The organism is Mesorhizobium sp. B2-2-3 (assembly GCF_006442405.1).
Classification (GTDB): Bacteria; Pseudomonadota; Alphaproteobacteria; order Rhizobiales; family Rhizobiaceae; genus Mesorhizobium.
In genome coordinates this window covers 364550-379207 of sequence record NZ_VFWC01000005.1, presented here as the reverse complement: position 1 = coordinate 379207, position 14658 = coordinate 364550, and the positions used below count along the sequence as shown (strand labels likewise).

General features: G+C 63.7%; 13 protein-coding genes. 5 read left to right on the top strand and 8 right to left on the bottom strand.

Annotated elements, in window-relative coordinates; genetic code table 11:
* Positions 1–134: 134 nt before the first annotated feature.
* Genes FJ951_RS12390 through FJ951_RS12375 form a run of 4 tightly spaced genes read right to left on the bottom strand, consistent with a single transcriptional unit; the run spans position 135 to position 4359 of the window.
* On the bottom strand, positions 135–782 hold the full coding sequence (locus FJ951_RS12390; RefSeq protein WP_140515247.1) for a glutathione S-transferase: 648 nt from the start codon (positions 780–782) through the stop codon (positions 135–137).
* A 9-nt stretch (positions 783–791) separates the two neighbouring features.
* On the bottom strand, positions 792–2558 hold the full coding sequence (locus tag FJ951_RS12385) for a Rieske 2Fe-2S domain-containing protein (RefSeq protein WP_140515246.1): 1767 nt from the start codon (positions 2556–2558) through the stop codon (positions 792–794).
* 21 nt (positions 2559–2579) lie between these two features.
* Positions 2580–3470 carry an aromatic ring-hydroxylating dioxygenase subunit alpha gene (locus tag FJ951_RS12380; RefSeq protein WP_140515245.1) on the bottom strand — a complete coding sequence of 297 codons (891 nt, stop codon included), beginning with the start codon at positions 3468–3470 and terminating at the stop codon, positions 2580–2582.
* Between the two features lie 31 nt (positions 3471–3501).
* Entirely contained in the window at positions 3502–4359 is an 858-nt protein-coding gene (locus FJ951_RS12375; RefSeq protein ID WP_140515244.1) for an aromatic ring-hydroxylating dioxygenase subunit alpha, read from the bottom strand.
* Positions 4360–4608: 249 nt separating this feature from the next.
* Between FJ951_RS12375 and FJ951_RS12370 the strand changes: the two genes are divergently transcribed.
* The 5 genes from FJ951_RS12370 (at position 4609) to FJ951_RS12350 (ending at position 10209) form a co-directional block, all read left to right on the top strand.
* Positions 4609–5442, top strand: coding sequence for a GntR family transcriptional regulator (locus FJ951_RS12370; protein WP_140497518.1), 834 nt, complete (start codon positions 4609–4611; stop codon positions 5440–5442).
* Positions 5439–6533: a BMP family ABC transporter substrate-binding protein gene (locus tag FJ951_RS12365; RefSeq protein WP_140515243.1), complete on the top strand. Its 1095-nt coding sequence runs from the start codon at positions 5439–5441 to the stop codon at positions 6531–6533. The genes FJ951_RS12370 and FJ951_RS12365 overlap by 4 nt, the downstream gene beginning before the upstream one ends.
* Before the next feature lie 98 nt (positions 6534–6631).
* Complete coding sequence (locus FJ951_RS12360) at positions 6632–8179, top strand: ABC transporter ATP-binding protein (RefSeq protein WP_140515242.1); 1548 nt, start codon at positions 6632–6634, stop codon at positions 8177–8179.
* Complete coding sequence (locus FJ951_RS12355; protein ID WP_140497512.1) at positions 8163–9257, top strand: ABC transporter permease; 1095 nt, start codon at positions 8163–8165, stop codon at positions 9255–9257. The genes FJ951_RS12360 and FJ951_RS12355 overlap by 17 nt, the downstream gene beginning before the upstream one ends.
* 31 nt (positions 9258–9288) lie before the next feature.
* Entirely contained in the window at positions 9289–10209 is a 921-nt protein-coding gene (locus tag FJ951_RS12350; RefSeq protein ID WP_140515241.1) for an ABC transporter permease, read from the top strand.
* Positions 10210–10223: 14 nt separating this feature from the next.
* Here FJ951_RS12350 and FJ951_RS12345 read toward each other — a convergent pair whose 3' ends face one another.
* The 4 genes from FJ951_RS12345 to FJ951_RS12330 are packed head-to-tail and all read right to left on the bottom strand — an operon-like array spanning position 10224 to position 14658.
* Positions 10224–11066 carry an SMP-30/gluconolactonase/LRE family protein gene (locus tag FJ951_RS12345; protein ID WP_140497508.1) on the bottom strand — a complete coding sequence of 281 codons (843 nt, stop codon included), beginning with the start codon at positions 11064–11066 and terminating at the stop codon, positions 10224–10226.
* 6 nt (positions 11067–11072) lie between these two features.
* Positions 11073–12842: a CoA-transferase gene (locus FJ951_RS12340; protein ID WP_140515240.1), complete on the bottom strand. Its 1770-nt coding sequence runs from the start codon at positions 12840–12842 to the stop codon at positions 11073–11075.
* Between the two features lie 14 nt (positions 12843–12856).
* On the bottom strand, positions 12857–13873 hold the full coding sequence (locus FJ951_RS12335) for a hypothetical protein (RefSeq protein WP_140515239.1): 1017 nt from the start codon (positions 13871–13873) through the stop codon (positions 12857–12859).
* Positions 13870–14658: an enoyl-CoA hydratase/isomerase family protein gene (locus FJ951_RS12330; protein WP_140497502.1), complete on the bottom strand. Its 789-nt coding sequence runs from the start codon at positions 14656–14658 to the stop codon at positions 13870–13872. Before FJ951_RS12330 ends, FJ951_RS12335 begins: the two co-directional genes overlap by 4 nt.

Here is a 14658-nt window from a genome sequence, read left to right as displayed (position 1 = left end):
CGCGGGCCGTCAAGGTCGACCTCCATGATCTCAAGCGGCTTTCCGGCAGCAACGGCAACAGCGGCGCGGGTTTTCATTTCTTTCTCCCAAACTTGCTTGCCGGGACGATCGATCGCCCGGCGTTGCGATAGAAATCATGCGGCCTTGGCCGGCCCCGCCGGGAACACGCCCGACATCACGGTAAAGCCTTTGATGCGTTTGACACGATCGCACCAACGCCGGATGGCGGGATAGTCCTGGCGCGTAATGCCGCCCTCCTCCGACAGCATGATGTAGGGAAAGCAGGCAATATCGGCGATGGTCGGATGATCGGCCGAGCAGATCCAGCCGCGGCCCTGCTGCTCGCCGAACCACAGATGCTCGTCGAGCATACGGAACAGCCGGTGCGCGCCGGCGCGTGCGGCATCGATGTCGAAATCGTAGAACAGCGCGTCGTGCAGGCGGGCGGCCGACGCCGTCGAAGTGATGCCGTCGGCGAAGGCCAGCCACTGGCTGATCTCGCCGAGCAGGGCCGGTCTGTTCCGGGGATACCATGTGCTCGACGGATCGTATTTCGACGCCAGGTAGACCAGGATCGCCTGGGCGTCGCGCAAGATCAGCCCTTCATCCTCGATGACCGGCAGCTGGCCAAGCGGATTGAGCTTCAGGAACCATTCCGACTTGTGTTCGCGGCCGGGGTAGAAGTCGACCGGCACTGTCTTGTAGTCGATGCCGAGAAAACTCATCAGCAGCCGCAGCTTGTAGCAATTGCCCGACAGTTCGTAATCGTAAAGCGTGATCATCGGGAGTTCCTAAATGTCGAGCACGAGGCGTGCCGATTTGGCGCGCGAGACGCAGGTCATGATCCTGGTTCCGGCTTTGCGTTCGGCATCGTTGAGGTAGACGTCCTGATGGTCCGGCTCGCCCTCGATCACGGTGGCGACGCAGGTGCCGCATGCGCCCTGCTCGCACGACGACGGAACATCGATGCCATTTTCGCGCATCACCTGCATGATCGTCTTGCCGGCCGGCACCTGCAGCGTGACGCAGGAGCGCGCCAGCGCTACTTCGAAGCTCGAACTGTCGTCGATCTTGTTGGTGTTCTTGAAATATTCGAAATGGATGGCGGTATCCGGCCAGCCCTGCTCGGCGGCGATCTTGCGCGCGGCTTCCAGCATCGGTCCGGGACCGCAGATGTAGAGATGCATGCCGTTCCGGTAACCGGCGAGAATCCCCCGAAGCTCGGCGCCGGTCGCGTCCGGCGACAGCCCGAGATGCGGCTTCAGCGCATCGCCGAGATGCTTCAGCCGATCGGCGAAAGCGAGGTGTTCCTCCCCTTGCGCAAAATAGTGCAGCTCGTGCGCCAGCTCCTGGTTCTTCAGCGCCTGCGCCATTGCGAGCAGCGGCGTGATGCCGATGCCGCCGGCGACGAACAGCGTCTTGATCGCGTCACGGCGCAGCGGGAAATTGTTGCGCGGCTCGGAGATCGCCAGCACGTCGCCCTCGCGGACTGTCTCATGCATGCATTTGGAGCCGCCCTTCGAATCCCGCTCCAGCTTGACGCCGATGATGAAGCTGTCGGTTTCACCAGGGCCGTTGGTGATCGAATACTGCCTGATCTCGCCATTGGGCATATGGACGTCGATATGGGCCCCAGGTTGGAACGTCGGCAGGATGCCCTTGATCGGGCGGAGCTCGAAACCGGCAACGCCGTCGGCCGCCTGCCATTTCCTGGCCACGCTGACGCGCAGCGCCGCCTTGCGGCCATGCGCGGTCACCTCGGGCATTTCGGCGAGTTCGGCCGACACCCTTTCGTAGATCGGCTCGATCGGCGCGGGCGCCGGTGCGTTCGCGACGTCGCGCTCGACCTCGTCGCGCAGCTTGGAAAGCCGCTCATTGTGGTGGCGCAGGATGGCGATGCGGGCGGCTGCTTCGACCTCCTGATCGAGCACGCCACGGATCACCGAACGGTTTGAATCAACCGGCTGCACGAAGAACACGCCGCGCGTCTCGGCACCACCATCGTGCGAGTGCAGCGCCACGGCAAAATCCCGCGCGGCCTCGATGATGGTTTCCGCGCCCTCGCCTTCGATCGCTGCGTTGGGCTGAAAGCGATAGGCCTTCAGCCCTTCGACGACCTTGTCGGCCGGTGCGTTGACCGCGATGCCGCGCAAGGCGAGCAGCTTGCCTTCGGTCAGCGCGGCAACATCCGGCACCTCGCCGCGAGGCTCCTCGGAGGACCAGACCAAGCCGTAGCGCTCGACCCCGGGGAAGGTGCGGTTGGTGATGGTGCGGGCCGGCGCGTCGGCAGGATGCGCGGGAATGTAGGTGCAGCCGGCGGTGCGGTTCGAATAACGCCAGCCGTGATATTGGCACTTCAGCTCGCGCCCGTCATTGATGCCTATCGACAGCCTGACGCCGCGATGCAGGCAACGGTTTTCCCAGATGTTGACGTAGCCGTCATCGGCACGCCAGACGGCGAATTCCCGGCCGAGCAATTGACCATGGAAAACGTGGCGGTACGGCAAATCATGGGAAGCGGCGATCGGATGCCACTGGCTTCTGGCTTCTTCCAACATCAATCGTCTCCAAGAATCTCGTCAGGCCGCAACCGGAATGACACCGTAGGTCACGCCCTTCTGGCTGAGCCAGCGCCGGTAGGCGATGGCCGACTTATCGGCCCGGATGGGCGTTTCGGCGCGCGGATCGAGCGGCAGGCGTTTGGGCACCTGGTTTTCCAGGATCGGCTTGTCCTGGCCGAAGATCGTCTGCTGGAAGCGCTTGATCACCTTGTCTTCATTGTCTTCGTCGAGCACGCAAAGCAGCATGTGGGCGCGCACATGCTCCTGGTCGACCGGCTGCAGGAAGATGGCGATGACGTCGCGCCGTGCCTCGTCGACCGGGCTCGATTTATAGAGCACGGAGCAATAGGGGTGCGGCACGCGATAGACATAGTCCACGTCGGCGCCGCCACCGGAAGCGGTCGAAGCCATCGGCTGGAAGAAGCGGCAGCGCGTGGCCAGGATCTCGTCACGGTCGACGGATATCTCGACGTCGTATTCCTTGACTTCGGTATGCGGCTCGACGCCGAGTATGTCGGTATGCACATAGGGAAAGTGGCCCATGTCGAGAAAGTTCTCGATGGCGCGCGGTGCCGAGACGTTGACGCCAAACGTGGCCGCGTTGAGCTTGCGGCGGTCCGGCTCTTCATATTCCGGGATCGGGAACAGCTCGGCCGGTGGCGAGCCGAGCGAAGTCCAGACATAGCCGTAGGCGCTTCTTGCCGGCAGTCTGTCGGCGCCTGGAACACGATCCACCCCTTCTACATCGGGACGTGAGCGCCAGACGACGGGCTCACCATCCATATCGACCGCAAAACTGAGGCGCTCCTCGAGCAGAACGGTGTCCTGGACAGCGCCGGGAATGGTCTCGGCGATCGCCCCTACGGGATGCCAGAGATTGAGGATCACAGGATCCGAGCATTTTGTCATCGTTTTATCCTCTGGAAGCCCTCAGACGTCATCAGGCTTGTGCCGGTATCGCGCCATAGGTGACGGCCCGATCACGCAACCAGCGCCGGTAGGAAACCGACACGGCATCGGCACGGATCGGGGTCTCGGCACGTGGATCGAGCGGCAGGCGCTTGGGTACCTGGTTCTCCAGGATCGGTTTGTCCTGGGCGAAGATCAATTGCATGAAGCTGCGCACCGTTGCCGCCTCCATGCCTTCCTTAAGATAGCAGAGGTAAGGATGCGCGATGCAGTTTTCCTCGTCCACCGGCTGCACGAACAGGGTAATGACGTCGAGCCGGTCCTTCTGGATCGGGTTGCTCTTGTAGAGAGCCACCGTGTAGGGCCGAATCACCTTGTAGATGTAGTCGACGACAAAGCCTTCCTTGGCGGTCGGCGAAGCCACCGGCTGATAGAATTTGCATTCGGTCGCCAGCACCTCGTCCTGCGCTGTGATCTCAACCTTGTACGGCGCGACCTCGGTGTGCGGCTCCTCGCCGAGCCAGCCGGCATGAATGAAGGGGAAATGCCCCATATCGAGAAAATTCTCGACCGCGCGGAGGCCCGACACCTTGACCGCGATCGAACCGCCGCTGACCAGATGCCGGTCTGCCTCATTGGCCTCAGGGATATAGATGATGTCGCGCCAGGGCTTGTCCAGGCAGGTCCAGATGAAGCCATAACGCTGGGCGCTTTTCAGCGTGGCGCCCGTATCGCTGCGAACGACTTCGATCTTGTTTGAACACTTGTAAACGGAGAGAGCGACCCCAAGCAGGCATGTGGCAAACCGCGTATCCTGGCTTAGCGATTCCTGATCCGCGACGATGTGCCAGTCGTTCAAAAGCTCGCGGTCAACGCAACGGGTTGCCATCGGCTTCCCTCCCAACTCGGCTAGCCCTTCACCATGAACCTAGCCCGACGTTTCGGGATGACGAAACCACAAGATTGGATACCAATCAACATTTTTTTGTCGTCCAAAATCCTTTTTTGTGTTGACAGATTATGATGATTGAATTCCGATATGAGAAAGCTGAACCTGGGATATGTCGTGTCCTGACAAGGCATGTCGCCATCACGAAAGCCCGCTGATCATGACGTCGAAATGGCGGAGAACCATGCCTTGAGCAGCCGTTCCCAGACCATCGCGGATACGCTGACCCGCGCCATCATCGACCATCGCCTCGTGCCCGGCTGCAAGCTCGGCGAACGCGAACTCTCCGAAATATTCAACGTGAGCCGCATCGTGGTGCGCCAGGCCCTGATCCGGCTCGCCGATGACGGGCTGGCCCAGATCGAACGCAACCGCGGTGCCTTCGTCGCCAAGCCGAGCATGCAGGAGGCGATGGAGATCTACGACGCGTTGACGCTCGTCGAACAGGGCGTCGCAGCACAGCTCAGCGATCGCCTCGGGCCGGCCGGCTGGGCTGAGCTGCGCCAGCATGTCGAGCGCCAGCGCCAAGCTGTTGCGGCGGGCAACGATGCGCTGGCCGACGTGCTTGGCCAAGAGTTCCATACCGTATTCGTACGCCTCAGCCGCAACAAGGTCATGCAGGAAATCCACGCGCAGCTGGTGCGCCGCACGACGCTGCTGCGCTCCCTCATTTCAGCCGATTTCGACTATTGCAATCTGCTGGACGACCACTCGCGGGTCGTCGACCTGCTGGAGAAGGGCCGGCTGAAACCGGCCATGGACCTGATCGACACCCACCACCGCGCGGTGGTGCGCGGCTACATCATGGATCGCGCAGTGTTTCCAGAGATGACGCCTGCCGAAGCGCTAGCGCCCTATCTCGACGGCAAGGCCGACGGCGCGACTGTGCCGCTGCGAAGATTGTCGAATGCATCCGGCGGCGGCGACGCGGCAACGCATCTCCACCTCCATATCCCCAGAACAGACCGGGCACCGACAAGCCGGGCATCAACAAAAAAGACCAACAGAGGGCTACCATCATGAAGAAACTGACGAGACGTGAATTCCTGAAACACAGCGGCGCGGCCGGCGCGGCTCTTGGCGCGGGAGCGCTGAGCACCATCGCACAGGCGCAGGAGGTGCTGAAGATCGGTGCCGTCTACGTCTCGCCGGTCGCCGAGATCGGCTGGACCAAGCAGCACAGCCTCGGCGTCGAGGCCATCAAGGCCGAATTCGGCGAAAAGGTCGAGCTCACCGTCATCGACAACATCTTCATGCCGCAGGACGCCGAGCGTGTCTTCCGCGAACTGGCCAGCGCCGGCAACAGGCTGATCTTCGGCACAAGCTTTTCGCATGGAACGCCGATGCAGAAGGTGGCGCCGCGCTTTCCCAAGGTGGCGTTCGAACACTGCTCAGGCATCGTCCACCTAGCCAATCTGGGAACCTTCGAAGCGAAATATTACGAAGGCACCTTCGTCGCCGGCGCGGCGGGCGGCTACATGTCCAAATCGGGCAAGATCGGTTTCATCGGCGGCTTTCCGATCCCCGACATCGTCGGTCCGGCAAATGCGCTGCTGCTTGGCGCGCAGAGCGTCAATCCAAACGCGACCTGCAACACCATCTTCCTGAATTCCTGGTTCGACCCGGGCAAGGAGAAGGAGGCGGCCAAGACGCTGATCTCTCAAGGCTGCGACGTGGTCTGCTCGATGACGGACACCGCGACCGGCGTACAGGTCGCCGGCGAAGGTGGCGCCTGGTCGATCGGCTATGCCAGCGACATGTCGAAATTCGCCTCGGGCAAGCAGCTGACCTCTTTCGTTCTCGATTGGACCAGCGACTATGTCGGCGCAGCCAAGGCCGTGGCCGCCGGTACCTGGAAGCCGGAAGTCCGCTGGGACGGATTGGCGGCCGGGGTGGTGAAAATGGCCCCCTACAATGAGGGTATCCCCGCCGATGCGCGCGCCAAGCTCAAGCAGCTCGAGGCCGACATCGGCAGCGGCAAGCTTCATCCCTACGCCGGGGAGCTGAAGGATCAGGACGGCAACGTCAAGGTTGCCGCCGGTTCGGTTCTGGCCGATGACGACATTCGCGGCATGAACTGGTTTGTGAAGGGGATGATCGGCAGGCTGAGCTGATCACCGTAAAAGTGCCGGGAGACGCCCAAGTCCATACCTTCGGCGTCTCCTTGCCTGGTTCCCGTCCAACCTCGCTTCACGCCACGGCAGGACCCGCCATGCATCCGCGACTAGAACTGCGCAACATCTGCAAGCGCTATCCCGGCGTCGTCGCCAATGACGATGTGTCGCTGTCGATTCAACCCGGCGAGATCCATGCCGTGCTGGGCGAAAACGGCGCCGGCAAATCCACCCTGATGAAAATCATCTATGGGGCGACGCAAGCCGATTCCGGCGAGATCTTTTGCGACGGCAATCCGATCGCCACGCACACCCCGGCGATGTCGCGCGCACTCGGCATCGAAATGGTCTATCAGCATTTCGCGCTGTTCGAATCCGTTTCGGTGGTCGAGAACATAGCGCTCTCGGCAAGCAGCGCATACGACCTGCCTTCGCTCGCCGACAAGATCCGCGATCTGTCGCGCCGCTACGGCATGCCCATCGACCCGCATCGCCAGGTGCACGACCTGTCGGTCGGCGAGCGCCAGCGCGTCGAGATCGTGCGCTGCCTGCTGCAGGGGCCGAAACTGCTGATCCTCGACGAGCCGACCTCGGTACTGACGCCGCAGGCGGTGGTGAAGCTGTTCGAGACGCTCCGCCAACTTGCCGCCGAGGGCTGCAGCATCGTCTATATCAGCCACAAGCTCGACGAGGTCCAGGAGCTCTGCGACACCGCCACCGTGCTGCGCAACGGCAAGGTCACCGGTACCGCGCGTCCGAAGGAGACGACGTCGCTGGAGCTTGCCCGCATGATGGTGGGTTCGAAGCTGCCTGAAATGCATGTCGGCCCGCCGACGCCAAGCGACAGACCGGTGCTCGAGGTCAACAGACTTACGGTGAAGTCCCGGGATCATTTCGGCGTCGACCTGAAGGACATTTCTTTCAAGGTGCATGGCGGCGAGATTGTCGGCCTGGCCGGGGTTTCCGGCAATGGCCAGGCCGAGCTGATCGCCTTGCTCAGCGGCGAGCGCACGCATGAGCGCAGCGACGCCATCCGGATTTGCGGAACCGGCGCAGCCCGCCTTCGCCCGCACGAGCGCCGCAAGCTCGGCGTCGCCTTCGTTCCCGAAGAGCGGCTCGGGCGCGGCGCCGTGCCCTCGCACACGCTGTGGGAGAATGCGGTGCTGACCGCGCACCGCTTCGGCACGGTGCGCAACGGGCTGGTCGACCGGCGCCGGGCCAAGGCGTTCGCCGCCGGCATAATCGATAGGTTCAAGGTCAAGGCCAACGGGCCGCAGGCGACCGCGCAAAGCCTGTCCGGCGGCAATCTGCAGAAATTCATCGTCGGGCGTGAGATCGCGCTCCAGCCGAAGCTCCTCCTGGTGTCTCAGCCGACCTGGGGGGTAGACGTCGGCGCGAGCGCCTTCATCCGGCAGACCATCGTCGATCTCAGCCGCGCCGGCGCGGCGGTGCTCGTCGTCTCCGAGGAACTCGACGAGTTGTTCGAGATCTGCGACCGGCTGCTGGTCATTTGCCAAGGGAAGGTTTCCCCGCCGCTGGAGCGCAAGACGACCGATCGCGAGGAGATCGGACTTCTGATGACGGGCCGCGGCATGAGCGACGGCGCATTGGCGAACGGAGGTGGCAACAATGCGCTTCAGGATTGAACAAAGGCCGGAGCCCTCCTCGCTGATGCGCGTCGCCGCGCCCGCACTGGCGACCCTGTTGACCGTCATCGTCGGATCGATTTTCTTCGCCTCCCTCGGACATGATCCGCTGGCGACCCTCCATGCCTTCTTCATCGAGCCGCTCTCTTCCATGAACGGCCTGTCCGAATGGCTGCTCAAGGCCTCGCCGCTGATCCTCATCGCTTGCGGGCTGGCGGTCGGCTTCCGCGCCAATGTCTGGAATATCGGCGCCGAGGGCCAGTTCACCATGGGGGCAATCGCGGCCAGCGGCGTGGGGCTTTTCTGGCCGAACCCCGAAAGCGTGCTGCTGTTGCCGCTGATGTTCATCGCCGGCATGGGCGCCGGCATGGCCTGGGCGGCAATCCCCGCCTTTCTGCGCGCCCGCATGAACACCAACGAGATCCTGGTCACGCTGATGATGACCTATATCGCGACGCTGTTCCTGTCCTATCTCGTGCACGGACCGTGGCGCGATCCGGCCGGCTTCAACTATCCGCAGACGGCACTTCTGCCGACGGCGGCCCTGTTCGAATCCTTTGACCCCGCCTATCGCCTCAACCCGTCGATCTTCATCACGGTCGTCGCCGTGCTCCTGATGTGGCTGTTCACCGACCGCAGCTTCCTCGGCTACAAGATGTCGGTGAGCGGGGCTGCACCGCTTGCCGCCCGTTATGCCGGCTTTCGCGAATCGGCTGCGGTCTGGATCGGACTGCTGGCGGGAGGTGCCGCGGCCGGCATCGCCGGCATGGCGGAAGCCGCCGGGCCGCTCGGGCAGCTCTCGCCTCAGATTTCGCCAGGCTACGGCTTCGCGGCCATCATCGTTGCCTTCGTCGGACGGCTGAACGCCTTCGGTATCGTGCTTGGCGGGCTGTTGATGTCGCTGCTTTTCCTCGGCGGCGAAGGTGTGCAGATGACGCTCGGCCTGCCTTCGGCCCTGACGCGGATCTTCCAGGGCATCCTGCTGTTCTTCCTGCTCGCCGCCGACTTCTTCATCTTCTATCGCGTTCGACTGGTGCGACCCGTCCGGGACACGCATGCGCTGGAGACGGCACGATGAGCGGATTTCGGATCGTGCGGGAGACAGCCTGATGGATCTGTTCATCGCCATCTTCACCGGCACCGTCATTGCCGCCACACCGCTGATATTCGCCGCGCTCGGCGAGCTCGTGGTGGAGAAGTCGGGTGTCCTCAATCTCGGAATCGAAGGCATGATGCTGATGGGCGCCGCATTGGCATTCTGGGCCGTCACCGCGGGCTATCCGATGCCTGTGGCGATCCTGGCCGGCGCGTTGGCGGGTGCGGCCGCCTCGCTGCTGTTCGGCGTGCTGGCGCTGACGTTCCTGACCAACCAATATGCAGCCGGCCTGGCGCTGGCGATCTTCGGTTCGGGCGTCTCCGCCTTCCTCGGGCGCGGCTTCGGCAGCGAGCCGATCGAGGCACTGCGCCGCCTCGACATCCCCGTTCTGTCCGATCTGCCGCTGATCGGTCCGCTACTGTTCCGCTTCGATCCGATGGTCTATCTGGCCCTGCTGATGTTCGTCGCCATCAGTTGGTTTCTCTACCGCACGAAAGCTGGCCTGGTGCTGCGCACGATCGGCGAGTCGCCGCAGACGTCGCATGCGATCGGCTATCCCGTGATCAGGATCCGCTACATGGCCGTGCTGTTCGGCGGGCTGATGGCAGGCCTGGCAGGCGCCTATTTGTCGGTCGCCTACACGCCGCTCTGGGTCGAGAACATGACTGCCGGCAAGGGTTGGATCGCGCTTGCGCTGGTGGTCTTCGCCACCTGGCGGCCGCTGCGCATCCTGCTTGGCGCGTGGCTGTTCGGCGGGATGACGATCCTTCAGTTGCAAGGTCAGGCGCTGGGGCTGGACGTGCCATCCGAACTGCTCTCGGCCCTGCCTTATCTCGCCACCATCATCGTTCTGGTGCTGATCTCACGAAACCGCCAGATGCTGGCCCTGCACTTCCCGGCCTCGCTGGCAAAACCCTTTCGCCCGACGAGTTGACCTTCTGCGAAATGCTACTTCCCTTGCTGGAGAAGGCTCAAGTCGATCTCGGTAATATGCCAGCGACCCAGATTGGCGGTATAGAGCTTGTCGCCCTTGAAGGCGATGTTGGTGGGGTGCGCCAGCGTGGTTGCGGCGGGATCCTCGATCAGCACTTCGAGACCTTTGTCCTTTTGCCAGCGATAAATACGGCTGGGCTCATAACATGAGATGAACAATGAGCCGTCAGGCGCAAAGGCCACTCCGTCCGGAACATTGTGCACGCCCTCGACGACGATCTCACGAGCCCCCGCCGATCCGTCAGCAAGGATCGGCACATAGCTGATGCAGGGTGCGTCGCTTTCCACGACATAGAGGCCGTTGCCGTCCGGCGCCATCGCCATGCCGTTGGCGAACGACATCGCCTCCCGGCACCACAGGCCGCCCTCGCCCGTCTTGAGATCGTAGCGGAAGATGCCCGAGCGATTGTCCTGGCCAACGCTGTCCGAAACGAAGAGCCAACCCCTCGCCTCGTCGACGATCGGGTAGTTCGGCACGCGAATGCCGGCCGACGCGAAGCGCTCCATGCGCGCTGTCGCGGCATCCCAGCGGAAAATCGCGGCATGCCTGAGGTCGCAGGCAAAGCAGTTTCCCGCGCTGTCGAAAGCGATGCCGAGCAGAAAACCGTCGGTGCCGCCCATGCGCCCGACCGAGCCGCCATCGGCGGCCAGCCGCAGCAGGTCGCCGGTTTCGGTGCCACACCAGATCGAGCCATCGCGGTGAACGGCCACGCCCTCCGGATGCGCGACGCGCGGGCTGGTGAAGATGCCGTCGAAGAAAACGCGCGCGGCTGACATGTCGAGCAACGGCTTGGCCATGGGATCTCAGCTTTCGACAAGCGCCGTCTGCGCGGTGATGCAGCGTCCGACCATCGCGCGGTCGGCTTCAAGAATCTCGGCGATCAGCGCGCCGCGCTCCTTGGCGCTGACGAATTCCAGACGGCGCAGACCGAGCGGGTCGATGCGGTTTCGCAAGATGGCGAGCGTGTTGTCGGAAGGCAGCGAGACCTCGCGGCAACAGGGGTCGAACGACACCGCAAATCCGGTGGCGTCACGGATCTGCTGCTGCGTGACGTCCGGCATGGTTTCGACGACGATCAATTCCCTCGAAGTCTCGTCGAGCCGGAAGACGCAGAGATCGGTGAAGACCAGCGCCCTGCCGGTGCGATAGCCCATCGGCTCGCGTTCGGCCGCCGTCAGCAACCCCCGGGCGGAACTGACGATCTCGACCTCGTCCACCAGCGACTGGATCGAGTGGCGGGGGATGTAGAGCAGGTAATCGCGGTGCATGTTGGCGACATCGGCCATGCCGCCTTGCCCCGGCAACCGGATGAGGCCGCCGCTTGGTTTGCGCAGTGCGATCGTGTTGACGCGGCCGCGCCGGTCGACCTGTGCCGCGCCGACGATCTCGTGCGTCACCGCGCCGGCCTGGTAATAGGTCGAGTAGGTGTCGTCGCCGCCGGCATGCGCGACAGCCGTTTCGCAATCGAAGCTTTCGATCAGCGAGAGGATCATCGGGCTCGGCGCGATGTCGAGATGGCCGCAGCTCATCGTCGCGATGATCATGTCCGGCGCGTGCGTGGCCTTGGCCAGCCGGTAGGCGACGTTGGCCAGCGGCGAGACCGCACCCGCGCTGGCGAAGCTCTCATTGGTGAGTTCGGCGGCGATGCGAGCGGCGATGATCTCGTCGACGGATGCTTTCTCTTCGGCGCGCGCAAGCGCCGGCATGGCAAGCGCTGTGTTAGCTCGAACCTTCGCAGCTCTTTGCAACGGCTTCGGCACGCCCTCGGAAGGCGGGCGCAGATTGTCCGCCAAAGGCGTTTGCCGGTCGGCGAACGCCTCCGACAATCGCTGATAATCCGTGACGTAAAACGGCAGGCACGAGGCCGGATAGGCGCCGGCCGGCGCCAGCGCAATCGCCGAAACCTGGTTGCGGGTCAGCACGCTCTGGCGGCCGTCCTGGCGCAGCGTCCCGCCCGGCACGATTTCCTCGACCGTGACCAGCACCTTGCGCGCCGCACCCGCCATGGCGAAGTCCAGCGCGCGGGGCCCGATGATCTGCACATTGCCGCTTTCATCGGCGCGCTGGGCATGGACGACGAATGTGTCGAGCCGCAGCGGCGGGACGAATCCGTTTTCGGTACCGGCAATCGGATCAGGTCTGGCGCTCGCACCCGGCACGCGCGCCAGCATGCCCGATCCCAGCGGAAGCTGGAACGGCATCGAGGGCAGGTTCTGCTGCGCCGCCCGCAGCGCCTGGATCATGGCCAGCGCCGTCCAATCGCGAACCGGTATCGCGCCGCTTTCGGCGGCTGCGCGGAATTTTGGCGGCAAGCCGAAAATGTCGAGGCTGGAGAAACAGAGGTCGATCTCAGCCACGGCATGCGCTTCGAGCAGCAGTTCGAGGGGCAAGCCGCCGGCCCAGCAGATGTAATGCAGATCCTTGACGCCCGACCGGGCTATCGCACGCAGCAATGCGATCGGCAGCCGGGCGAAATGGTGGCCGCCGACACCAAACGATTCGCCATGGCCGACCATCGCGGCCAGTCCTTCGACATCCGTGAAGCGCGGCCGGTTCGGCTTGACCAGGGACATTGCGGCACGGTTCGTCACAGCGCGGATGCCTCGATGCGATAGCGGGTCACGAACTGTTTTTCAGGCGAGAATTCCTGCGCCGTCGCAATGCCGGATTGCGCGATCGGATTGTCGGCCAACGCTGTCGCCGGGCCGAGCCCGAAGGGCGAGCAGATCGGCTCGATGCCGATGGCGACATGGCGCCCGTTCCAGGGTGCTGCTTTGCGGCCACGATTGGAGTACCAGAGCAAAAGGCTCGGGAAATGCTCCTTCTGCCAGGAAAGTTTCACGCGGTACCCGTCCGCATGATTGGCGAGCGCCACCGTGCCATCCAGGCCCTCGATCTGCAACAATTCCTCCGTGTCGGCCACCAGCGGCGGTCGCGAAGCATCAGCCATGCCGCCCGCGCGGGCCGGTACGCTCGACAAGTCAGTGAAGGACGCGTTCCGGGCGAACAGTTCAGCGCCAGTTTCGACATCGTGTGGATAGGTGCGACCGTGATCGAAGGAACCAAGTTCCAGCGCGGCGGCGCCGATCTCCGCTGGCAGCCGGAACACCGGATGCAAGCCGATCGGCAATCGGCAGGCATGGCGAACGACGATCTTGAATTCAACGTCGACGGCTGGCATCGACGGATCGGGCGTCACCGTCCGCTCGACACGCCCGACCGGGCTTCCGGCTGGATAGGCGAGTGTCAGTGACAACGATCCTTTGGCGCTCTCGCGCCATTGCCAGTCATGGTTGGAGCTATGGCCATGGGCTTCCTCGCCCTCCTCCGGCGAGCCCATCACCCGAGCCCAGTCCTCGGGCCATCCCTCGGCAGGCACCGAATAGCCGAACGGCACGCAGGGCCATTCGCCGCGCAGCTTGCGCAGGATGCCTGGCAGCGCTTGCGCCTGCGGCTCGTTCGACCACGGCGCAATGTTCATCGGCGAAACCTGCCGACCGTCCTCCAGAATGAACGTAACCGGCGCCAGCATCGCGCCAAGCCGCTGGACAGTCAGCGCGCCATGCGCCCAGCCCAATCCGCGATAATCGTCGCCCGCGTTCACGGCCCGCCCTTCTTTGCCTTTGTCGTGCTCCGCTCGGCGAACTCCTTGACGCGCTGCTGGCCGATCTCGCTGCGATAGAGCTCACCCAATATGTCGCGCTCCATGGTGAGCCCATCGTCCAGATCGCCGGACACGGCATGCGCCGTCAGCGCCTTCAGTCCCTCGATTGCGGCAGCAGGCTCGGCGGCGATCATTTCGGCCAGTTCCAGCGCGCGCGGCATCAGCCGGTCGACCTCGACGATCTCGTTGACCAGACCGGCAGCGACGAATTCCGAGGCCGGGACGATGGCGCCGGTCATCAGCAGGAAATTGGCGCGGTTGCGGCCGAGCTTGGCCACGCTGCGTTGCGTGCCGCCGCCGCCGGGGATCAGCCCGAGCTTGATTTCCGGCAGGCCGAGCTTGGCGAATTGGTTGGCGATGACGAGGTCGCAGCACAGCACCAGCTCCATGCCGCCGCCCAGCGCGAAGCCGTTGACCGCCGCGATCACCGGTTTGCGGTTGTTCTCGATGGCCGCGTACATGCGCATGCCGGCAGCCTGGAAAATGTCGAATTCCGGTCCGGTCTGGGCGGCGTATTCCTTGATGTCGGCGCCGGCCATGAAGCCGCGCCCTTCCCCTGTCACCACGATCGCCCCGATGCTTGCATCGCCGGATAGCGACTCGAAGGTTTCAGTGATCTCGCCTTGCATCAGCCGGTTCATGGCGTTGAGCTGATCGGCGCGGCGGAAGGTGACGATCGCGACCCGGCCCGCGGTTTCGACCGTGAGTGTCTGGTAGGCGCGCAT